We start from the raw sequence: 22,015 nt of genomic DNA on the forward strand, positions 1-22,015 counted from the left end.
GGTTCTTCGTAAGAGTTTTTGATGAAGCTTGAGACCTTCCATACGCTTGAAGCGGTCCTGCAGACGGGTACATTTGCGGGGGCAGCGCGCCAGGGCAACGTCACGCCGAGCGCTGTCAGCATGCAGATGAAGCAGCTGGAACAGTACCTGGGCAAGCCGCTGTTCGACCGCTCCGGACTGCAGGCGCGGCCGAACCAGCTGGCCCACGAGGTGGCCGACACGATGCGCCAGGCGCTGCAAAGCCTCGAGGCGTTGCGCGTCGGCGGCGGGTTGGTGGTGGAGGGGGTAGTGCGGCTCGGGGTGATCGAGTCGCTGCAGCCGGTCGTCCTGCCCGGGATCGTGCGCTATGTCCGGGAGCGTCATCCCCGGCTGGACCTGCGCCTGGTGCGCGGGCGCAGCAGCACGCTCACGGCGGCAGTCAAGGCAGGGGATATCGACGCCGCCCTGGTGGCGCAGCCGGTATCGGGCGGCTCGGCACGGCTGCGCTGGACGCCGATGATGCGGCGCGAACTGGTGATGATTGCGCCCCCTGGCGCGACCGAGACCAACGTGGCGTCCCTGTTCCGCCTGTACGACTGGATCCGCTATGACCGCAATACGGTGTCAGGTGCGATGGCGGCGCAGTACGTGCATGCGCACGTGACCGAGATCCGCGGCACGCTGGAATTCGACAGCGCGCCGGCAATCGTGGCGATGGTCAGTGGGGGGCTGGGGGTGTCCATCCTGCAGGGCCCCGATCCGACGCTGGTACAGAACTACCCCGTGCGCCTGGTAAGGCTGGGCCGCGCGGCGCCGGTGCTGACCCTGTCGATGGTGACGCGCAAGGGCGATGACGATAACCGCTCGGTGGCGGCGGTGCGCGATGGGATGCGGCTGACGCTGGCCGCCTACCAGCGCCAGCAAGTGGCCGGGCGGCACTGAGGCGCGCCGGGCGCCATTTTCTTGTTCAGGCCTGGGCGCGCAACAGCTTGCGCAGCCCCAGATACACCGCCTCCCTTTCCTCCGGCGACAGCATCCGGATCACTTCCGCCTGCCCCTTGCGTGCCAGCGGCATCACCTGGTCGTGCAGCGCCGAGCCGGCTTCGGTGATCGCGCAGATCAGCTTCTTGCGCGGGGTGTTGCCTGCCGAAGTCAGCCGGACCAGCCCGCGGTCTTCCAGCAGCCGCAGGGTGCGGCTGACCAGTGCCTTGTCCGAGGTCGATTGCGTGACCAGCTCGGAGAAGGGCAATTCCCTGGCATGCGCCAGCAGCGCCAGGATGCGCCACTCCGGCACGGTCAGGCCGAACTGCTCGGCGTAGGGCTTGGTGACCGTGCTGCGCAGCGCGGTCACCAGCTGGCTCAGCATCGTGGTCAGGAAATTGTCGACGGTCAGGCCATTGCCGGCCTCGTCGAGGTCGGTCCAGGGGCTGGCGGTCAGGTCTGGCGCGGGCTGGCCCTGGGCGGGCGCGGCGTCACGGGGCATGCGGTCCTCTTGTCTGGTGTCTGCCGGCCGGGCTTGTTCGGGCTGGTGAGCGGGCCGGTGGGCGGGCCAGATTGTCTCATAGCCGGCAGCGAGACCGGCGCAAATGTCTCGTCATTACCACCCGGAAAAATCTTCTATACAGACATCAAAAGTCAATTGGTGATTTCAGTAAGTTGAGTTGTCAATATTGAGGGCCTACAGTGGATGCGTTCCTGTTGTGAGCATGAGTTTTACTAATAAAACAACCGCAGCGTTGTAACCCGAGCCAACCCTGTTTTTCGCGGTGCGCACAACAGCCCACTCCAACGCCGCGAATGCGCCCCCACAGGAGCTGTTGATGAGACATGATCGCCCCCGCCGCCTTTTCCTTGCCGCCACTGCCATGGCCGCGCTCGCGCTTGCCGCGGGCAGCGCGATGGCCGCGACCTATCCGGCAAAGACCGTGACCATGGTCGTGGCCTATCCGCCCGGCGGCGATACCGACGCCATGGCACGCCTGTACGCCGACAAGCTGTCCGCGCGCCTGAAGCAGCCGGTGATCGTCGAGAACCGTCCCGGCGCCGGCGGCGTGGTTGGCGCCAGCTTTGTTAGCCGGGCGCCCGCCGATGGCTACACGCTGCTCTACACGCCCAACCCGTTCACGCTGGCGCCAATGGTGCTCAAGCTTGCGCCGGCCGCCAGCTACGACCCGCTGCATGGCTTCACGCCGGTGATCCAGACCGCCGTGCAGGCGGTGCTGCTGGTGGCCAACCCCGCGGCGGGCGTCAAGACCGTGCCGGAGATGATCGCCGCGGCCAAGGCCGGCAAGACCTTTACCTACGGCAGCCCGGGTGCCGGGTCGCCGATGCACATCGCCGGCGAAATGCTGAACCGCGCCGCCGGCGTGAAGATCCAGCACGTGCCGTACAAGGGCGTGGCGCCGGCGGTCAATGACGTGGTGGCGGGGCATGTGAACTTCGCCTACGTCACGCTGGGGCCGGTGGCGCAGTACCTCAACACCGGCCGGCTGATCCCGCTGGCGATCACCGACGCGAAGCGCTCGCCGCTGCTGCCCAACGTGCCGACGCTGGCCGAGCTTGGCTACAAGGACGTGGTGGTCGGCGCCTGGCACGGGGTGATGGCGCCCAAGGGTACGCCGCCGGAAGCGGTCAAGGTGCTGAACCAGCAGCTCAATGAAGTCATCCGCTTGCCCGACGTGGCCGAGAAGATGGCTACCTTCGGCGCCAGCCCGGTGGGCGGGGCGCCGGCCGCGCTCGACAAGGTCAACGCGGGCGACTACGAGCGCCTGGGCAAGGTGATCCGCGACCTCGGCATCACTGCCGAATAAGGGCAGCCAGCGCATCGCATTCATGCAACGTTATTTGCAACACGACACGCAGGAGGCCGGCATGAGCAAGGCCATCGTGGGAACCTCCACGCCGCAGGTAACCGCGCGGGAAAAGGTCATGGGGCGCGCCCAGTATGCCGGCGACATCAAGCTGCCCGGCATGCTGCACGCCAAGGTACTGCGCAGCCCGCACCCGCATGCGCGCATCGTCGGCATCGACACGTCGGCGGCGCGCGCATTGCCGGGCGTGAAGCTGGTGGTGACCGGGCACGACGTGCCCACCCGCAACTGGGGCCCGCACCGCAAGGAGCAGCGCATCCTGGCCTGCGGCGTGGTGCGCCACGTGGGCGAGGAAGTGGCCGCCGTAGTGGCCGTCAGCGACGAGGTGGCGCGCGATGCGCTGGACCTCGTCCGCGTCGAGTACGAACCGCTGCCGGCATTGCTGACGCCGGCGGCGGCGCTGGCCGAGGGCGCGCCGGAACTGCACGCCGGCACGCGCAATATCGGCCACGAGATGCGGATCGAGCGTGGCGACGTGGAAGCGGGCTTTGCCGAGGCCGCGGCCGTGTATGAAGCCACCTACGAAATGCATTCGCAGTACCCGGGCTATCTGGAGCCGATGGCCTCCGTCGCGGCGCAGGACGGCAACGGCCGGCTGACGCTGTGGGCCTCGACCCAGTCGGTATTCCTCGCGCGCATGCGGCTGGCCGAGGCGCTGGACCGGCCGGTGTCGACCATCCGCGTGGTGCAGGCCACCACCGGCGGCGGCTTCGGCGCCAAGATCGTCGAGGAGAACAACAGCCTGATCTGCGCCTTCCTGGCCAGCAAGCTGGACCGGCCGGTGCGGCTCGTCAACAACCGGCTGGAGGACTTCCAGGGCGCGCGCGCCAGCGTGCCGATGAGGGTGTGGCTGCGCATGGGCCTGTCGCCTGACGGCATGATCGTGGCCAAGGACGTACGCATCATCGCCGAGTGCGGCGGGTATTCCGGCCTGGCCGGCGACGTCATGCACGTCACCGCCATGCGCAGCGACAACATGCACCCGGTGCAAAACGTGCGCTCGCACGCGGTGATGGCCTATACCAACAACCCGCCGCGCGGCGCGTTCCGCGGCTTCGGCGGGCAGCAGATGCAGTTCCCGCTGAACTGCCACCTGACCGTGCTGGCCGGGATGCTCGGCATCGACCCGATTGAAGTGCACAAGCGCAATGCGATTTCCGCCGGTGCGACCAGCGTGCATGGCTGGAAGATCAGCAGCACCGGCATGCTCGAGTGCCTGGAAATGACGCGCAAGGCGATCGGCTGGGACCAGAAGCGCGCCACCTCGAACTTCGCTGCGCGCGGCACCGGCACGCACCGGCGCGGCGTTGGCATCGCGGCGGCGATGCACGTCAGCGGCAACCGCACGCTGGGCAACTGGGACGGCTCGACCATCCTGCTCAAGGTCAATGAAGACGGCCGCGTGATGCTGCAGACCAGCGAATGCGACATGGGGCAGGGCGCCAACACCATGCTCAGCCAGATCTGCGCGCAGGAACTGGGTATCCCGCTGTCGCACGTGACCGTGATGGCGCCCGATACCGACACGGCGCCGTTCTGCCTGGGCTCGCTGGCGTCGCGCGTGACCATCATCGCCGGCAACGCGGCGCTGCGAGCCGCGCGCGAGGCCCGGCAGAAGCTGCTGGCACTGGCCGCGGAAAAGCTGGGTGTCGCGGCCGAGCACCTGACGATTGCCGATGGCCGCATCGTTGCATCCGGGCAGCCGGACAAGTCCGCCACGCTGGCCGAGATTGCGCGGCTGCATATCTTCCGCCACGGCGGCGAAGGCATCCATGTTCGCGCCACCTATGACGCGCCCACCGTGATGCACGATGCCGACTACTACGGCAACGTCGCGCCGTCGCACTCGTTCGCGGCGCATGCGGTCGAGGTGGAGGTCGATACCTGCACCGGCCAGGTCACCGTGGTCGACAGCTTTGTGGCCGACGACTGCGGCAAGGCCATCAACCCGCTCGCGGTGCACGGCCAGACCCACGGCGCCACGGTGCAGGCGATCGGCTGGACCCTGTATGAAAACCTGCACTACGAGGATGGCCGCCTGATGAACGGCAACTTTGCCGACTACACCATGCCCACCGCCGACGCCGTGCCGATGCTGCGCACCGACGTGGTCGAATCGAACGACCCCAACGGCCCGTACGGCGCCAAGGGCGCCAGCGAGACCGCGATCCTGCCCGGCGCGGCCGCGATTGCCAACGCCGTGTTCGATGCCGTGGGCGTGCGCATCCAGTCGCTGCCGATCACGCCGGAGAAGGTGCTGGCGGGCCTGCGCGCATTGCAGCAGCAAGATGGGGAGGCCGCCCATGCGTGATTTCGAATTCCTGGAGCCGGCCTCGGTGGCCGAAGCGAGCCGGATGCTGGCCGATCTTGGCGACAGCTGCCGCGTCTTTGCCGGCGGCACCGCGCTGATGCTCGGCATGCGCCAGCGCATGCTGACGCCCAGCCACCTGGTGTCGCTGGGGCGGCTGGGGGCGCTGCGCGGCATCAGCTTCGATGCCAGCGAAGGGCTGCGCATCGGCGCGCTGACGCTGCATGCCGAGGTGGCCCGTTCGCGGCTGGTGCAGGCGCATTACCCCATGCTGGCCAGCATGGCCGCGCGCGTGGCCAACCCGCAGGTGCGCAACCAGGGCACCATCGGCGGCAACCTCTGCTACGCCGACCCGGCCACCGATCCGCCGGGCTGCCTGATGGCGCTGGGGGCGCAGGTCGTGGTCAGCGGCAGCGGCGGCGAGCGCGTGATCCCCATCGAAGACTTCCTGGTCGACTACTACGTGACTGCGCTGGCGGCTGATGAAGTGGTCACGCAGATCCGCCTGCCCGCGCCGGGCGTGGGCGCCGACGGCCGCTATGCGCGCTTCCTGCGCACCGCCGCCGAGCACCGGCCGCTGGCCAGCGTGGCGCTGGCGGTGCGCCGCGAAGGCGCGTTCTGCGTGGAGGCCCGGCTGGCGGTGGGCGCGTCGACGCCGATCCCGGCGCGCCTGCGCCGCGCCGAAGCGCTGCTCGCCGGCAAGACCGTGACCGCTGAACTGGCCGCCGAGGCGGCCGCCATCGTCGCCACGGACATCAACGCGGTCTCGGACATGCGCGGCTCGGACACGTACCGCCGCGAGATGGTGCGCGTGGTCGCGCGCCGCACCATTGCCGAGCTGTTCGGCGTGGCCTCGGAGTAAGGAATCGCCATGAACCAAGTCAGTATCGAACTCACCGTCAACGGTGAAGAACACCAGGTGGAAGTGCCGGCCCGGCGCCTGCTCTCCGACCTGCTGCGCGACGACCTCAACCTGACCGGCACCAAGCGCGGCTGCGAGACCGGCATCTGCGGCGCCTGCTCCGTGCTGGTCGACGGCGAGGTGGTCAAGTCCTGCCTGATGCTTGCCGTGCAGGCACGCGGGCGCCATGTGATGACGGTGGAAGGGCTGGCCGCCGACGGCCAGCTGCATCCGCTGCAGCAGTGCTTCATGGACAACGGCGGGCTGCAGTGCGGCTATTGCACGCCCGGCTTCCTGATGGCGTCGTGCGCGCTGCTTGCCAACAATCCCAACCCGACGGAAGATGAGGTCCGCCACGGCCTGAACGGCAACCTGTGCCGCTGCACCGGCTATGTGGGCATCGTCGAATCCGTGCTGTCCGCCGCGGAGAAAATGCGTGGAAATTGAAAAGACCCTTGTGACCGCGGCGCCGCCGGCGCGCGTGTGGGAACTGCTGCTCGACCCCAACGTGATGGGCGCCTGCGTGCCCGGCATGGAATCGATCGAGGTGTTGAGCGATGTCGAGTACATCGCGCATATGGCGGTGAAGATCGCCTTCATCAACGCGCGCTTCCGGCTGCATACGAAGATCGTCGAGACCCGTGCGCCGCATTACCTGCGCACCGAGGGCACCGGCGAGGATGCGTCGGTGGCGAGTTCGCTGCGCCAGTCGAGCGAAATCTTCCTGACCGAACAGGATGATGGCTCGACGCAACTGCGCATCACGGTGCAGGTGGATGTGCTGGGGCGGCTCGGTACGTTCGGGCTGAGCGTGATGAAGACCAAGGCCGACCGGATGTGGGACGAGTTCGGCGCCAACCTGCTGGCGCGGCTGTCGCCGCAAGGGCAGGGGCAAGCGCAACCGCAACCGCAACCACAATCGCAACCGCAGGCAGAAGCTAAACTGCAGCCGTCCGCGCCGGTGCGCTCGCAGCCAGCCGTCGCGCCTGCCGCCAATGGCCATGCGGTGCTGCCGCCGCCGGCAGCGCCCGGCCTGTTCGCCCGCCTGCTCGGCCGCGGCGATGCCGCGCGCGGGCCGCTGAGCGACATCTGCGTCGAGCTGCGCCGCCGCGACGAGACTGTCGTGGTGCGCTGGCCCGCCGCGCAGGGCGAGCAGTGCGCGGCGTGGCTGCGCGACTACTTGCGCCAGGCCTGACGGCAGCGTCCGGCCGCCGCCGGCGCGTGGTTTGCCCGCAGAACAGGTACCCTATCGGGTTCAGGCGTGATATATGAGTGCGTTACGCCAAGACCGACACCTGCAGAGACAGACCATGACCACCGATTCGCCGCAAGAGGACGACAAGGACAGCGGCCAGGACAAGTACATCGTGCCCGGCCTGGAGCGCGGCCTGCGGCTGCTGGGTGAGTTCAGCAGCCGCGAGCGCACCCTGTCCGCCGCCGACCTGGCGCGCCGCCTCAAGGTGCCGCGCTCGACCGTGTTCCGGCTGCTGGCCACCCTTGAAATGATGGGATTCGTCGAGCGCACCGATGGCGGGCGCGAATTCCGCCTCGGCATGGCGGTGCTGCGGCTGGGGTTTGACTACCTGGCGTCGCTGGAGCTGACCGAGCTGGGCCGGCCGCTGCTCGACCGGCTGCGCGACGAGATCCACTATCCGTGCAACCTAGTGGTGCGCGACGGGCGCTCGATCGTCTACGTGGCCAAGTCGGTGGCGGCGCGTCCGTTCGCCAGCACGGTCAACGTCGGCACGCGGCTGCCGGCGCACGCCACCGTGCTGGGCCGGGTGCTGCTGGAAGACCTGACGCTGGAAGAGCTGCGCGGACTGTACCCAGAAGACCGGCTCGAAGTGTATTCCGAGAGCACCCCGCGCACGGTCCAGGAGTTGTACGAGATGGTCCAGCGCGACCGCGAGCGCGGCTACGTGCTGCATGAAGGCTTCTTCGAGGCCAGCATCTCCACCATCGCGGCGCCGGTGCGCGACCGCACCGGCAAGGTGGTGGCGGCGCTCGGCGCAACCATCCCCGCCGCGCGCATCGAACCCGACCAGCTGGACGACATGGTCGAGAAAGTCAGGCAGGCGGCCGCCGAGCTGTCGCGCCTGCTCGACTACCGTCCGGTCATGCCAAAACCGTTTGTATAGCTTGCATAGTTTGTAAGGGCAGCAACATGCGCAGCAGGCGGAAAAGAGCGGCAAGCCGCTGGGCTACGCCAGCCCCGGCGTCGGCAGCGGGCTGCACCTGGCTGGCGAGCTGTTCCGGCACAAGGCCGGCATTACGCTGCTGCACGTACCGTACAAGGGCACCACGCAGGCGCTCGACGACGTGATGGGCGGGCAGGTGCCGATGCTGTTCGGTACCTGCCCGACGCTGGCGCCGTTTATCCAGTCGGGCCAGCTGCGCGCGCTGGCCGTGACGCAGGCCAGCCGCTCGCCTGCGGCACCGGGCGTGCCGTCGCTGGCGGAGCAGGGCGTGCCCGGCATCGATGTCAGTTCCTGGTATGCGCTGCTGGTGCCCAAGGCCACGCCGCAGCCGGCGGTCGATACGCTCGGCGCCGACGTCCGGGCCTTGAATAACGCGGGGTGGGCGTCAGCGCTGGCGCTCCGGCCGATGGCCGAGCAGCGCCGACAAGTCGCGCGCCGCCGCCTTGACTTCCTTCTCTACGCGTTCGCGCAGCGTGCCATCCCGCTCGAAGCGCTGCTGCGGTCCCGCCACGCTCAGCGCCGCGACGACCTCGCCCTCGGCGCCGCGCACCGGCGCCGCGCAGGAATCGATCCCCGGCTCGTAGGCCGAAAAACTCCACGCGCAGTCGCGCTCGCGGTCGGCGCCAAGGATATCGGCCAGCCGGGCATGGGTGGCCGGGCTCTGGCCGGTCACGGTCGGCAGCGGGTCCGGGCCCAGCAATTCCCTGAGCGCTTCTGGTGGCAGGTCGGCGATCAGCATCCGGCCGGGCGTGGTCAGATGCGCGGGCACGCGGCTGCCCACCTGGATATTGCTGACCAGCGTCGCGGCCGGCATGTGGCGCAGCAGGTAGAGCGCGTCGCCGCCGTCGCGCACCACCAGGTAAGCGGACAACTGCAGCGAACCGCTCAGCGTTGCCAGCACGCGCGTGGCCAGGCTGGTCAGGTCGTTCGATGCCAGCACGCGCGACGCCAGTTTGAGGAAATTGAAGCCCACCTGGTGGCCGCCATGCGGCAGGCGTTCCACCATGCCTTCGTGCTCCAGCGTATCCAGCAGCCGCATCACGGTGACACGGTTCACGTCGATGCGGCGGCCGACCTCGCTCAGGTTGGCGGTGGGGCCGCCTTCGGCGATATAGCGCAGCAGGCGCAGGCCGCGGATCACCGGCGAGACCAGCTGGGCTTCGCGGGCGTCTTCGGTTTCGGCGCTGTCGTCGAGATCGGGTTCGGTCGGTGGACGGGACTTGGGCATCTCAGGTTTTGCTGTTAACGGAAGACGGCCGCGCGCGCGGCCGTCAGGCTGGTGATTTCTATTGCGGGGCCCGTTGGTATGCGAGGGCGCTATGGTTTACCACCACCCCTGGCAGGCGCTCCCCTCTCCCGCGAAGTGGGAGAGGGGAGCAAGGCCGGGCGTTGGACGTTCACCCCAGCGCCACGTTCCAGGCGTCGTAATCGTACACCCAGTCGGCATTGCCGCCTTCCTTCAGCCAGGCATTGCTGCGCGAGCCGATCTGGATGCGGCTGGTGCGCTCGTGGCGCGCCGCCTGGTAGCGGGCCAGCGCGGCGGGCACGGCGGCAGCGCCATCCTTTGCCGCATCAGCCAGGCAGCGCGCCAGCACCACGCCATCCTCGATCGCCATGCCGGCACCCTGCGCCATGAACGGCATCATCGGATGGCAGGCATCGCCCAGCAGCGTGACCGGGCCGGACGACCACTGCGGCAGCGGGTCGCGCACGTACAGCGCGGAAATCAGCACCTCGTCGCAGGCATAGAGCAATGCGCGCGCCTCCGGATGGAAGCCGGCATACGCGCTGCGCAGGTCCTCCACGCGGCCTGGCGTGGTCCACGACTCATGCCGCCATGCCTCCTGCGCCACCGTGGCAAAGACAAAGATGTCGCGGCCGCGGTTGAGCGGGAAGGTGACGATCTGCGTGGCGGCATCCGGCCCCCACCACTTGGTGAAAGCGTTCAGGTTCGGTGCGCCGGCCAGCTTTTCGGCGGGCACCACGGCGCGGTATGCCACCACGCCGGTGAAGATCGGGCTTTCCTGGCCGAGCAGCGCGGTGCGCACAGTGGAGTGGATGCCGTCGGCTCCGACCAGTACGTCGGCACGCTCTTCCGCGCCGTTGGCAAAGCGCAGCGTGGCGCCAGCGGCGTCCGGGATGATCGCCACCGCCTTGTGATCCAGGCGCACGTTCGCTGCGGGCACCGCGGCCTCCAGCGCAGTCATCAGGTCGGCGCGGTGCATGGTGAGCTGCGGGGCGCCGTAGCGGCGCTCGGCGTCCTCCTGCATCGGCAGGCGCGAGGTTTCTTCGCCGGTATCCCAGATACGGCTGATGCGGTGGGTGGGGCGCGCGGCGGTCTCGCGCAGCGCGTCGCCGACGCCCAGGCCGTCCAGCGCGCGCACCGCGTTGGGCGTGAGGTTGATGTCCGCGCCAACGCGGGCAAAGCGCGACGCCTGTTCATAAACCACCGCGTCCAGGCCGAGCTTGCGCAGCGCAATGGCCGCGGCCAGCCCGCCGATGCCGGCGCCGTTGATGGCGATCTTCAAAGTCATGTTGCCGTTCCGGTAACGCCAGCGAGGCGTTCCGAAACCGGTGGGGCGCGCGCTGACTTGTTATGTTCATAAATGAACTATATGTTCATAAAAAGTCTATGCGCGAGGGGGTGGAGCGTCAACCAAGGGTTAACGCGTAGCGAAAGCCTCGCCGGGCTACCGGTGCTTCTGCCGCAGCGCTGCTTCCACGGCCATGCCGATCGCCAGCAGCCTGCGGTCGGCGCCGTGCCGTCCGAACAGCATCAGGCCCACCGGCGCCTCGCGGGGGCGATGGCAAGGGACCGACAGCGCGCACAGGTCGAGCATGTTGGCGATGGCCGGGTTGCGCAGCAGCAGACGGTTGGTGGCGAAGAAGGCATCGTCCTCGTCGAGGTCGGCGATGCGCGGCGCTACGATCGGCACGGTCGGCAGCACCACGGCGTCGAAGCCCGCCAGTTCGGCATCCGCCTGCCGGCACAGCGCCGCGCGGTGCTCGCGCATGCGCAGGTAGTCGGCGGCGAGCTGCCCGTCGGCCAGCCGGATGCGTGACAGCACGCGCGGGTCGTAGCGATCGCCGTGCGCCGCTATCAGCCTGCCGTGCCAGGCGCTGGCCTCGGCGGCTACCAGCCCGCCGCCGTGGCCGAGGTCGCCGAGCTGGCCCCAGCTGTCGAAGTCCACGTCCTGCAGCAGCGCGCCCGCGGCGGAAAGCCGGCGCAGGGCGTCGCTGAACGTCTGCGCGACCACATAGTCGATGCCATCCAGCACCATCCCGCCGGGCACGGCCAGCCGCAGTCCGGCGAGGCTGGCCGGCGCCGCGGGCGGCGCTTCGCCGGCCATCACCGCGTCGACAGCGGCGCAGCACGCCACGGAATTGGCCAGGCATCCGACCGAGTCGTAGCTGGGCGACAGCGGCACGGTCCCCTGCAGCGGCACCCGGCTGGCGGTGGGCTTGAAGCCGACGATGCCGCACAGCGCCGCCGGGATGCGGCAGGAGCCACCGGTGTCCGAGCCGATCGCGGCCAGCGCCATGCCGTCGGTCACCGACACCGCAGCGCCGGACGACGAGCCGCCCGGAATGCGGCCGCCCTGCCGGTCGAACGGGTTGCGCGGCGTGCCATAGTGGGGGTTGATGCCAACCCCCGAGTAGGCAAACTCGGTCATGTTGGTCCGCCCGACGAAGACCGCGCCCGCGGCGCGCAGCCGCGCAATCGCCGGGGCATCGGCGCTGGCGGTACGCTCGGGCAGCACCTGCGCGCCGGCGCGGGTGATATCGCCCTGCACGTCGAACAAGTCCTTCACCGACACCGGCACCCCGGCCAGGGCACCGGCCACGCCCTGTTCGCGCAGCATGTCGCTGGCCTGCGCCTGCTTGCGGGCGGCCATGCTGACGCCGTGCGGGAAGACGCGCGCGCCCTCGCCGCCGGGATTGCAGATGCGTTCGACACACGAGGCCAGCAGGGACAGCGCGTTGGCGCTGCCCTCGGTCAGCTGGCGCCTGGCGGTGGCTACGGTGGTTTCCATGATCAGGCCGGGTCGTAGTAGTGAATTTCCAGCAGCATGCAGCCGCCGTTGGACCGGAACGGGCCGTGGAACGCGCCGGGCGGGCGGCAGGCGTAGGTGTTGGGCTCGAAGGCTTCGCCACCGTCGCCGTTGGCATCGTTGCCGACGGTCAGGTCGCCGCTGAGCAGGTACACCTCCTCCCAGTACTCGTGGACGAACGGGGCCTTGGTGAAGATGCCCGGGTCGAAGCGCAGCAGGCGGGTACGGCTGCCGCTTCGGCCGCCTTCGTCCAGCGCGCCGGACAGGATCTTCTGCTGGATGCCGGCGGGGTAGCCCTCCGGCACTTCCCAGCCGGAGGCCAGGTCCAGGGTATGGAACTCGTCGTGAAGCTTGTTGATTGCCATTGCTGATCTCCGTCTTCGAGGCAAGGGTGGGGACAATTGGAGCGTCAGGCCGCCTGCGGCAGGCGGGCCAGTTCGTCCTGCAGGGAATAGCTGCCGAGCATGTTGTCGACCAGGCCCGACGCGCGCTTCCAGTCATAGGTGCGGTAGGCGTGGCCCTTGGTGACGAAGGTGGCACCGGCGTAGAACATCTCGTACTGGTTGTGGCGCGAGGCAAACTCGGAACCCACGGCATCCCAGGCGAGCTTGAAGAACTTGACGCGCTCCTCCGGGCTGCAGACCGGCGACTTCTGCGTCTTGGCGATGATCTCGGCCAGCGTCGGGTTGGCGAAGTCCTCGATGCTGGAGGGCAGCATGATCATGCCGCCGCCGGCCAGCTCGCGCAGCGTGTTGAGGACCTTGGCGTAAAGCTGCTGCGTCACCACCTGCGAGCCGTACAGCATGCCGCGGTCGGGTATGAAGTAGCCGTTGTGGTTGACCTGACCTTTGGCTTCCATGCCATAGACCCACGCCTCGACCATGCCCGCCTCGGCGGCGAGCTGGCCTAGCAGTTCCTTGACCTGCGGGAAGCCGGCAGTGCCGTTGATCTCGGTGATGCGGTGCGCCAGGCCGACCAGGAAGCGCAGCTTGACCATCAGCCGCACCTGGCACTGGTAGTTCTGGTACACATGCGCCGGCGTGGCATGGAACTGCTTTGCGCACATGCCGACGTCGCCCGCGACGAAGATCCGCTCCCACGGCACCTTGACGTCGTCGAAGTAGAGCACCGCATCGTTCTCGTCGAAGCGGCTGGCCAGCGGGTTGTCGAAGACCGAGGTGGCGCTGGCCTCGTAGGACTTGCGCGACATTACCTTCAGGCCCTTGGTGTTCATCGGCACCGCGAAGGACAGCGCGTACATCTCGTCGCCCTCGCGCAGCGGCTGGATGCAGCTGCAGAAGACCTCGTTGGCCATGATGCCGCTGGTGGCGAGCATCTTGGCGCCGCGCACGGTAATGCCTTCCGCGTCCTGGTCGACGATGCCCACCGCCAGGTACTTGTCTTCCTGCTCGTGCGCGGCCTTGGCCTGGTTGGCCTGCGGGTTGACGATCACATAGGTGAGGAACAGGTCGTTGTCGCGGGCATAGCGGTAGTAGTCGCGCAAGGCGCCGGCGCGTGCCGGGTCGGCCTGCTCGAACACTTCTATCCCCATGTACATGCCGGCGATGCAGGACGCGACATGATCAGGCGAGCGGCCCATGAAGCCGTAGTGCAGGGCGGTCCAGGCTTCCAGCATCTCGCGGCGCCCGACCAGTTCGTTGTAGCTGGTGGGAAGCTCCCAGATGCGGCTGACGCGCCGGTCGCCGCCTGCCGGCTGGAAGGTCATCTTGTCGACGTTCTCGGGCCGCGCCTGGAAGTCATAGAGATTGGCGTAGCTGCGGATCGAGTTGCGGAAGGCGGGATGCGCCGTGACGTCGGTGACGCGCGTGCCATCGAGGTACACTTCGCGCCCATCGCGCAGCATGGCGATGTGCTGGTTGCCGTTCTTGATCATGTCGTTCTCCTGTGCTGACTGCTTGTGTTGTGGGATTTAAGCGGCGGCGGCGCTGTCTTCCAGCGCCCTGTATTTGCCGCCGAAGAAGATCAGCGGCCGGCCGCCGTGGCAGGCCTGATGGCGCACCACCCGTCCGATGAAAATCACGTGGTCGCCGCCGTCGTGCTGCGCATAGGGCTCGCATTCAAAGGTCGCCAGCGTGTCCGGCAGCAGCACGTGGCTGTCGCCGCGGTCGCCGGTGTCGCCAAAGTCGATGCCTTCCCACTTGCCCGAGTTGGCGCGGGCGAAGCGGTTCGAGATATCCTGCTGCGCCTCGGCCAGCACATTGACCGCGTAGCGCGGCGCGCTGCACAGGTCAGCCAGGCTCAGGCAGCGGCGATCGACCGAGAACAGCACCAGAGGCGGATCCAGCGATACCGAGTTGAACGACGCCACCGTGATGCCGACCGGGACCTCGCCGGCGCGCGGCGCGGTGATCACGGCGACGCCGGTTGCGAACATGGCCAGCGCGTTGCGGAAACGGCGCTGCGCGTCAGCGTCCATCACGTTCTGATCGACAGATGATTCAGCCATCACGACTCCTACGCATGTTTGGGCAACCGGTCCGGCCGCCTCGGTTCGCATGCATGTTGTTTGCTTAATTAGCTTTGTAACTTAGGTTTAATTGAATGCTAAGAAACTGCGGTATTCAAGTTGGTGGAAACCCTAGGCGGGGGGCTTGGCGCGCACGCCGGGCCGCCGCGTGAATGCCGAAAAGCCTTGTGGCGCAACGGTTTGCGGGAGGCGGGGGAAGAGAGTGGGGGTGTTGCGATGGCGCGTGCGACAGCACGGAGCAACCCTATCGGCAGCATGGAGGCCGGCCCAGGGGCGCGCTGCGCGGTGCTAGACTCGGTCGCACTTTCCCTGACCAGCGGGTTTGCGCGGGTTCGCTTCCCCCCGGTCGTACTCTCTCCGCAGCCAGGAATGCGCCCCATGCAAAACGAGCAAGACAACCTCCCCATCTACATGGACTACAGCGCGACGACGCCGGTGGACCGCCGCGTCGTCGACAAGATGGTGCCTTTCCTGCACCAGCAGTTCGGCAACCCGGCATCGCGCAGCCATAGCTACGGCTGGCAGGCGGAAGCAGCGGTGGAAGCCGCCCGCGCGCATGTCGCGGCGCTGCTCAATGCCGACCCGCGCGAGATCGTCTGGACCTCCGGCGCCACCGAAGGGAACAACCTTGCAATCAAGGGCGCGGCGCATTTCTACCGCGGCAAGGGCAATCACATCATCACGGTCAAGACCGAGCACAAGGCCGTGCTCGATACCTGCCGCGAACTGGAGCGTCAAGGCTTCGTCGTCACGTATCTCGATGTGGGAACGGACGGCCTGATCGACCTCGATGTCCTGCGCGCGGCGCTGCGGCCGGACACCATCCTGGTGTCGGTGATGATGGTCAACAACGAGATCGGCGTGATCCAGCCGGTCGCGCAGATCGGCGAGATCTGCCGCGCGGCGGGCATCGTGTTCCACTGCGACGCGGTGCAAGCCGCGGGCAAGATCCCTGTCGACCTGGCGGCACTGAAGATCGACCTGCTGACCGTGACCGCGCACAAGGTCTACGGGCCGAAGGGGATCGGCGCGCTGTACGTGCGCCGCAAGCCGCGCATCCGGCTGGAGGCGCAGATCCACGGCGGCGGCCATGAGCGCGGCATGCGATCCGGCACGCTGCCGACGCACCAGATCGTGGGCATGGGTGAGGCCTTCCGGCTGGCGCGGCTGGAACTGGAAGAGGAGGGCCGCCGTGTCGGCACGCTGCGCGACCGGCTGCTGGCGGGGCTGTCGCGGCTGGACGAGGTCTACGTCAACGGCAGCCTGGCGCACCGCATCCCGCACAACCTGAACATCAGCTTCAACTACGTCGAGGGCGAATCGCTGATCATGGGCATCAAGGACGTGGCGGTGTCGTCCGGTTCGGCCTGTACCTCGGCATCGCTCGAACCTTCATTCGTGCTGCGCGCGCTGGGCCGCAGCGACGAACTGGCACACAGCTCGATCCGCTTTACGCTGGGCCGCTACACCACCGAGGCCGAAGTCGACGAAGTCATCCGTCAGGTCAGCGGCACGGTGTCGAAACTGCGCGAGCTCAGCCCGCTATGGGAGATGCACCAGGAGGGCATCGATGTCGGCACCGTGCAATGGGCCGCGCATTGACGGCGGCGTGCCGCTAGCCTTTCAGCCGGCGCGCCTGCAGGTGCTCCAGGTCGAGCGCGGCACGGTCGCCGTTGGCGACGAGGCGGTCGACCACCGAGCACAGCACCTTGAACTCGGTGCGGGTGACGCCGTCGAACAGCACGTCGTTGATCTGCTGCTGCACCGGCAGCAGTTCATTGAGCAGCTTGTTGCCCGCCGTGGTGATGGTCAGGCGCATCTTGCGCTTGTCGTCGGGATGCGCTTTCTTGTCGATCAGGCCGAGCTTCTTCAGCTTGCCGGTCTCGATGGTGATGAACGGCCCGCTCAGGTGCAGGTGGTCGGCCAGCTGGTTCACCGTCACCTCGCCTTGCTGCGACAGGTGGGCGATCGAGCGGATCAGCGAATATTGCACGCCGGTCAGCCCGACCAGGCTGCCAAAGCCGTCCCGCACCGACAGCAGCCGCGCGGCGAACGGCAGCAGGCCATTGACGAGGTGTCGGAACTCGCGGTCCGAGCCATCGACCAGGCAAGCCGGATGCGTGATTGTCAGGGTCTTGTTTGCAGGAGTCGTAGCCATCGGCGGATTGTTCAGTTAGCTTGTAATGCAAGCTTTGTGCCAAATTCTACCAAACTCGTCGCGCGGCCTGCCGTGCTGTCCGGTCCCACTTTTTACGCCAACGCGTTGCCTGTATGAACCCGATCTCCCTACCCGAAGCGCAAACGCTGCTGGCCCGCTATGTCGAGGCCAAGGACAACAACCGTCCCGCGCTGATCCACGAGGCATTCGCGCCGGATGCGACGCTGACCTTCTCGATCGACACCGACACCATCAGCTTTCCGGCAAAGACGGAAGGCGCCGCGGCGATCGCTGCGACGCTGGTGACGGACTTCGCAAAGACATTTGACCGCTGCCGGACCTACTATGTCGGTGATTTCTCGCCCGCGGCGGATGGGACCACGCTGACGGTGCCGTGGCTGGTGCTGATGCGCGAGACGGCGGCCCACACCTTGCGCGCGGGGAAGGGCATCTACCGCTGGGGCTTCGCCCGGCAGCCGGATGGCTTGTACCGCATCGGCAGCCTGCACATCCATATCGAGCGGATGGACGTCGTGCCGGATGCCGGCGCGGCGATGCTGGCGGGCTTGCAGGCCGCGCTGCCGTATCCCTGGCTGCCATCGCCGACGCTGCAGGCCGCTGTCGCCGCCCAGGCAGCGGCGGATGCCAGGCTGGCGTTCCTGAAGGAATTCGTCTAGGCGGTCTTGCCGGCAGGACGAACCTGCCGGCCTGCCACGTCAAAGCCCCAGCACCAGCTTGGCGATGATATTGCGCTGGATCTCGTTCGATCCGCCATAGATCGACGCCTTGCGGTAGTTGAAATAGCGCGGCGCCAGCACGGCCGCATAGTCCGGCCCCACGCGCGGCGGGGCCTCGCGGCCCTGGATACCGGCCCAGGTGTCCTGCACGAACGGCAGAGCCGCGGGACCGGCGGCCTCGACCGCCAGCTCGCTGACCGCCTGCAACGTCTCCGTGCCGGTGAGCTTCAGCATGCTCGACGCCGCCCCGACCGACGTGCCCGATTCCACGCCCGAGAACACGCGCAATTCCACCGCCTCGAGCGCGGCCGTACGCACATGCAGCGCCGCCAGCTTGCGCCGGAAGGCGGGGTCGTCGAGCAACCGTCCGCCATCGTCGGCGGCCTGCTCCGCGGCGATGTGCGCGACCTTGGCCAGCTGCTTGCGCAGCATCGGGCTGTAGGTTCCGCCGCGCTCGAACTCCAGCAGGTACTTGGCATAGGTCCAGCCCTTGCCTTCCTCGCCGATGCGGTTCTCCGCGGGCACGCGCACGTTCTCGAAGAAGACCTGGTTCACTTCCTGCTGCCCGGGCATGGGACCGTCCAGTGTAGGCAGCGGCGACACCGTGATGCCGGGCGCATGCATGTCCAGGAGCAGGAACGAGATGCCTTCCTGTCGCTTCGATTCTCGGCTGGTGCGCACCAGGCAGAACATCCAGTCGGCCCATTGCGCATGCGTGGTCCAGATCTTGGAGCCGTTCAGGATGTAATGCTCGCCCTCGCTGTCGGTGCCATGGTCGGCGCGCAGCTGCAGCGAGGCGAGGTCGGAGCCTGAATTGGGCTCCGAATAACCCTGGCACCACCACACGTCCGAAGCCAGGATCGGCGGCAGGAAGCGCGCCTTCTGCGCGGACGTGCCGTATTTCATCAGCACCGGCGCCACCATCTTCAGGCCCATCGGCGACACCGGCGGGCAGCCCGCCGCGGCTAGTTCGGACTGGAAGATAAAGCGTTGCGTCGGCGTCCAGCCCGGGCCGCCGTATTCCTGCGGCCAGTTGGGCGCGGCCCAGCCGCGCGCATGCAGCGCCTTCTGCCAGCGCACCTGGCCGGCCTTGTCCAGGTAGCCGTTCTTGGACTGCGCCATCATCGCGCGCAGTTCGCCGTCATACGCCTGGGCGATCCAGGCGCGCACGTCTTCACGGAAATGCTGGTCTTGCGGGGAGAAATCGAGATGCATCGACGGGCCTCGCTGGGGTAGTCGTCAGGGATTTGCGATTCAGGCGGCGGCGGGATAGAGCAGGTCGGCGTAGCGGCGCAGGTGATGCTCGGCCGAGCCGAACTGCAGGTCGATCGCGGTGACGCGCTTGAAATAGTGGCCGACGGCCAGCTCATCGGTGACGCCCATGCCGCCGTGGATCTGCACCGCACCCTGGCCGACGAAGGCACCGGCCTGGCCGGCCTGGACCTTGGCCGCGCACGCCGCCTGCGCGAAGGCTGCCGGCGCGCCGCCGGCCTGCATCGCGGCGACCTGCGTCAGCGCCACGGATTGCTCCAGCTGCATATACATGTCGGCCATGCGGTGCTGCAGCACCTGGAATGTGCCGATCGGCACGCCGAACTGCTTGCGCTGGCGCGCGTAGTCGATGGTGTCGGCCAGCATGCGCGCCATCGCGCCGTTGGCTTCGGCGGCCAGTGCGACCATGGCGTGGTCGCACAGTCGATCGATCAGCGCGAAAGCCTCGCCTTCGGCGTCGATGCGCTGGCTGGCCGGCACCTGTACGTTGTCGAGCAGCACTTCGGCCGCGCGCAGGCCGTCGAAGGTCGGGTATTCGCGCAGTGTCACGCCCGGCGTGTCCCGTGCGACCCAGAACAGGCTGATGCCGTCCCGGTCGCGGCGCGCGCCGGCGGTGCGGGCGCTGACCACCAGGTGCGAAGCGAAGGGCGCGCCGACCACGGCATGCTTGTGCCCGCTCAGCTTGTAGCCGTTGCCCGCGCGCGTGGCGCTGGCCTGCACGTCATGCCGGCAATAGCGGCTGCTGGGTTCGGCATGCGCCCACGCGGCGGTGGCCTCGCCGCCGATGATGGCGGGCAGCCATTGCGCCGCCAGCTCCGGGCTGCCCTGCGCCAGGGCGCCGCCGCCCAGCACCACGGTGCCCAGGTACGGCTCCAGCACCAGGTGGCGGCCGATCTGTTCCATCACGATCATGTGCTCGGCAGCGCCGCCGCCGAGCCCGCCGAGTGCCTCCGGAAAACCGGCGCCCAGGATGCCGAGGTCGCGCGCAAGGGCGCGCCAGCAATCGGGGCGCCAGCCCGCGGTGGACTGCACCGCGGCACGGCGCGCTTCAAACTCGTAATGGTCGGCCAGGTAACGCGCGAGCGTGTCGCGCAGCATCGATTGTTCTTCGCTGAACTTGAAATCCACCTCGGCTCCTTCGGGAATGGGGGAAGGCGTGGTTGCGGTAGCCCTGCGACAGCATGATCCGGGCACGCTGCCGGGCGGCGCATCGTCGCATCGGACGAAGGTGCGCAGGCGCCGCACACGGTCGATTCATGCGGCGCCGCATCAAAATTCCGGTGCCGCGCTTCGTCGCTTCCGACGATGGTTGAACCAGCAGGTCCTTCACAGAATGCGGGATCACCCATCCCAATCCAGCGAACCCCTGTCGAGGAGCCCAACGCCATGCATCCGTCCATCCACGCGCAACGCACGCCAGAGAAGCCGGCCGTCATCATGGGCAGCAGCGGCGCAGTCGTCACGTATCGCGAACTGGACGAGCGTTCGAACCAGGTGGCGCACCTGTTCTGCGCAATGGGCCTGCGCCCGGGCGACCGGGTGGCCTTCATGCTGGAAAACCATCCGCGCATGTTCGAGCTGTGCTGGGGCGCGCAACGCAGCGGCATCGTCTATATCTGCCTGAGCACCAGGCTGAACGCGTCCGACGCCGCCTACATCGTCAACGACAGTGCCGCGCAGGTGCTGGTGACCACGCATGCCCAGGCGGAGATCGCGGCCACGCTGGTGGCGCAGACGCCGGCGCTGAAGCGCCGGCTGATGCTCGACGGCACGGTGCCCGGCTACGAGGCTTATGAACCGGCATTGGCAAGCTGCCCTGCCACGCGCATCGCAGAGGAAGTGACCGGCGGCGACATGCTCTATTCCTCCGGCACCACGGGCCGGCCCAAGGGTGTGTACGCGCCGCCGGGCAGCCCCCGCATCGAGGATCCCACCACGCTGACCAGCCTGTGCCAGCGGCTCTACGGCTTCGATGCCGAGACCCGCTACCTGTCGCCGGCGCCGCTGTACCATGCCGCGCCGCTGCGCTACAACATGTCGGTGCAGGCGCTGGGAGGCACCGCGGTGGTGATGGAACATTTCGACGCGGAGCAGTACCTGCAGCTGGTGCAGCAGCACCGCATCACGCATACGCAGCTGGTGCCGACGATGTTCTCGCGCATGCTCAAGCTGCCCGAGGCGCAGCGCCAGGCCTATGACGTGTCGTCGCTGCGCGTGGCGATCCATGCCGCCGCGCCGTGCCCGGTGCAGGTCAAGGAGGCGATGATCGCCTGGTGGGGGCCGGTGATCTGGGAATACTACGCCGGCACCGAAGGCAACGGCGTGACCGTGGTCAGCACGCAGGAATGGCTGGAGCGCAAGGGCACCGTGGGCCGGGCCATGGTCGGCAAGCTGCGCATCTGCGGGCCCGACGGCGAATTGCAGCCTCCGGGCGAGCCGGGCACGATCTATTTTGCCGAAGGCCGTGCCTTCGAATACCACAACGACCCGGCCAAGACGGCCGAATCGCGCCATCCCCGGCATCCGGACTGGAGCACCATCGGCGACGTCGGCTATGCCGATGCGGACGGCTACCTGTTCCTGACCGATCGCAAGGCCAACATGATCATCTCGGGCGGCGTCAACATCTATCCGCAGGAGGCCGAGAACCTGCTGATGACGCACCCCAAGGTGCTGGACGTGGCGGTGATCGGCGTGCCCAACGAGGATTTCGGCGAAGAGGTCAAGGCCGTGGTGCAGCCGGCCGACATGGCGCAGGCCGGGCCGGAACTGGCGGCCGAGCTGATTGCGTTCTGCCGCGCCAACCTGTCCACCATCAAATGCCCGCGCTCGGTCGACTTCGAGTCCGAGCTGCCACGCCTGCCGACCGGCAAGCTGCTCAAGCGGCTGCTGCGCGACCGTTACTGGACCGGCCACGGCAACAAGCTGGTGTGACGGCTGCGCTGGCCCCCGGCCGGCGGGCCCTTAATCCAGCCGGAAGGCCGCCTGAAGAGACCCTGAACCCTCGGCGGCGCGCGTCCGCTTGCGTTTACGCCATAATTCCGTGTTCCAT

At 67.9% G+C, this 22,015-nt stretch carries 20 protein-coding genes and 1 pseudogene; 11 read left to right on the top strand and 10 right to left on the bottom strand.

Translation table 11 applies throughout. The annotated features are described in order from the left end of the window. The first annotated feature begins 21 nt into the window (after positions 1-21). Positions 22-921, top strand: coding sequence for a LysR family transcriptional regulator (locus tag CTP10_RS19775; RefSeq protein ID WP_116322673.1), 900 nt, complete (start codon positions 22-24; stop codon positions 919-921). A 25-nt stretch (positions 922-946) separates the two neighbouring features. Here CTP10_RS19775 and CTP10_RS19780 read toward each other — a convergent pair whose 3' ends face one another. Next, on the bottom strand, positions 947-1,462 hold the full coding sequence (locus CTP10_RS19780) for a MarR family winged helix-turn-helix transcriptional regulator (RefSeq protein ID WP_116322674.1): 516 nt from the start codon (positions 1,460-1,462) through the stop codon (positions 947-949). Positions 1,463-1,844: 382 nt separating this feature from the next. On the opposite strand from CTP10_RS19780, the gene CTP10_RS19785 reads away from it, so the two are divergent. From CTP10_RS19785 to CTP10_RS19815, 7 genes and pseudogenes are all read left to right on the top strand, one after another. Next, the gene (locus CTP10_RS19785; RefSeq protein WP_116322684.1) at positions 1,845-2,789 is read left to right on the top strand and encodes a Bug family tripartite tricarboxylate transporter substrate binding protein; all 945 of its coding nucleotides are present in this window, start codon (positions 1,845-1,847) and stop codon (positions 2,787-2,789) included. A gap of 61 nt (positions 2,790-2,850) precedes the next feature. Further along, positions 2,851-5,160 carry a xanthine dehydrogenase family protein molybdopterin-binding subunit gene (locus CTP10_RS19790; RefSeq protein WP_116322675.1) on the top strand — a complete coding sequence of 770 codons (2,310 nt, stop codon included), beginning with the start codon at positions 2,851-2,853 and terminating at the stop codon, positions 5,158-5,160. Next, positions 5,153-6,019 carry an FAD binding domain-containing protein gene (locus CTP10_RS19795; protein ID WP_116322676.1) on the top strand — a complete coding sequence of 289 codons (867 nt, stop codon included), beginning with the start codon at positions 5,153-5,155 and terminating at the stop codon, positions 6,017-6,019. The genes CTP10_RS19790 and CTP10_RS19795 overlap by 8 nt, the downstream gene beginning before the upstream one ends. Positions 6,020-6,028: 9 nt before the next feature. Continuing rightward, positions 6,029-6,505 carry a (2Fe-2S)-binding protein gene (locus CTP10_RS19800; RefSeq protein ID WP_010811673.1) on the top strand — a complete coding sequence of 159 codons (477 nt, stop codon included), beginning with the start codon at positions 6,029-6,031 and terminating at the stop codon, positions 6,503-6,505. Next, positions 6,495-7,253, top strand: coding sequence for a CoxG family protein (locus CTP10_RS19805; RefSeq protein ID WP_116322677.1), 759 nt, complete (start codon positions 6,495-6,497; stop codon positions 7,251-7,253). Before CTP10_RS19800 ends, CTP10_RS19805 begins: the two co-directional genes overlap by 11 nt. Positions 7,254-7,368: 115 nt before the next feature. Next, on the top strand, positions 7,369-8,196 hold the full coding sequence (locus CTP10_RS19810) for an IclR family transcriptional regulator (protein ID WP_116322678.1): 828 nt from the start codon (positions 7,369-7,371) through the stop codon (positions 8,194-8,196). Between the two features lie 28 nt (positions 8,197-8,224). Then, positions 8,225-8,623: pseudogene (locus tag CTP10_RS19815) on the top strand (tripartite tricarboxylate transporter substrate-binding protein); the annotation flags it as partial. Between the two features lie 18 nt (positions 8,624-8,641). On the opposite strand, the gene CTP10_RS19820 reads toward CTP10_RS19815, so the two are convergent. From CTP10_RS19820 to CTP10_RS19845, 6 genes are all read right to left on the bottom strand, one after another. Next, a complete protein-coding gene (locus CTP10_RS19820) occupies positions 8,642-9,484 on the bottom strand; it encodes an IclR family transcriptional regulator (RefSeq protein WP_116322679.1) in 843 nt (280 codons plus the stop codon). Between the two features lie 169 nt (positions 9,485-9,653). Continuing rightward, positions 9,654-10,790 (bottom strand): FAD-dependent monooxygenase, encoded by a 1,137-nt coding sequence (locus tag CTP10_RS19825; RefSeq protein WP_116322680.1) that lies wholly within the window; start codon positions 10,788-10,790, stop codon positions 9,654-9,656. A 156-nt stretch (positions 10,791-10,946) separates the two neighbouring features. Then, positions 10,947-12,290, bottom strand: coding sequence for an amidase (locus CTP10_RS19830; RefSeq protein ID WP_116322681.1), 1,344 nt, complete (start codon positions 12,288-12,290; stop codon positions 10,947-10,949). Positions 12,291-12,292: 2 nt separating this feature from the next. Continuing rightward, positions 12,293-12,673 carry a cupin gene (locus tag CTP10_RS19835; RefSeq protein WP_271815870.1) on the bottom strand — a complete coding sequence of 127 codons (381 nt, stop codon included), beginning with the start codon at positions 12,671-12,673 and terminating at the stop codon, positions 12,293-12,295. A 44-nt stretch (positions 12,674-12,717) separates the two neighbouring features. Continuing rightward, positions 12,718-14,202, bottom strand: a complete 1,485-nt coding sequence (locus CTP10_RS19840) for a 4-hydroxyphenylacetate 3-hydroxylase family protein (RefSeq protein WP_271815871.1) — start codon at positions 14,200-14,202, stop codon at positions 12,718-12,720. Positions 14,203-14,238: 36 nt separating this feature from the next. Beyond that, positions 14,239-14,775, bottom strand: coding sequence for a flavin reductase family protein (locus CTP10_RS19845; RefSeq protein WP_116323874.1), 537 nt, complete (start codon positions 14,773-14,775; stop codon positions 14,239-14,241). A gap of 399 nt (positions 14,776-15,174) precedes the next feature. Between CTP10_RS19845 and CTP10_RS19850 the strand changes: the two genes are divergently transcribed. Then, positions 15,175-16,398, top strand: coding sequence for an IscS subfamily cysteine desulfurase (locus tag CTP10_RS19850; RefSeq protein ID WP_116323873.1), 1,224 nt, complete (start codon positions 15,175-15,177; stop codon positions 16,396-16,398). A gap of 13 nt (positions 16,399-16,411) precedes the next feature. Here CTP10_RS19850 and CTP10_RS19855 read toward each other — a convergent pair whose 3' ends face one another. Further along, a complete protein-coding gene (locus tag CTP10_RS19855) occupies positions 16,412-16,954 on the bottom strand; it encodes a MarR family winged helix-turn-helix transcriptional regulator (protein WP_116323872.1) in 543 nt (180 codons plus the stop codon). A 113-nt stretch (positions 16,955-17,067) separates the two neighbouring features. Here CTP10_RS19855 and CTP10_RS19860 point away from each other — a divergent pair, with 113 nt between their 5' ends. Beyond that, positions 17,068-17,631 carry a nuclear transport factor 2 family protein gene (locus CTP10_RS19860; RefSeq protein ID WP_116323871.1) on the top strand — a complete coding sequence of 188 codons (564 nt, stop codon included), beginning with the start codon at positions 17,068-17,070 and terminating at the stop codon, positions 17,629-17,631. A 39-nt stretch (positions 17,632-17,670) separates the two neighbouring features. On the opposite strand, the gene CTP10_RS19865 is transcribed toward CTP10_RS19860, so the two are convergent. Next, a complete protein-coding gene (locus CTP10_RS19865) occupies positions 17,671-18,906 on the bottom strand; it encodes an acyl-CoA dehydrogenase family protein (protein ID WP_116323870.1) in 1,236 nt (411 codons plus the stop codon). A 39-nt stretch (positions 18,907-18,945) separates the two neighbouring features. Further along, positions 18,946-20,091, bottom strand: a complete 1,146-nt coding sequence (locus CTP10_RS19870) for an acyl-CoA dehydrogenase family protein (protein WP_116323869.1) — start codon at positions 20,089-20,091, stop codon at positions 18,946-18,948. 258 nt (positions 20,092-20,349) lie between these two features. Here CTP10_RS19870 and CTP10_RS19875 point away from each other — a divergent pair, with 258 nt between their 5' ends. Then, a complete protein-coding gene (locus CTP10_RS19875) occupies positions 20,350-21,897 on the top strand; it encodes an AMP-binding protein (protein ID WP_116323868.1) in 1,548 nt (515 codons plus the stop codon). Positions 21,898-22,015 lie beyond the last annotated feature (118 nt).

Origin of the sequence: Cupriavidus sp. P-10, assembly GCF_003402535.2 — a bacterium.
Taxonomy (GTDB): Bacteria; Pseudomonadota; Gammaproteobacteria; order Burkholderiales; family Burkholderiaceae; genus Cupriavidus.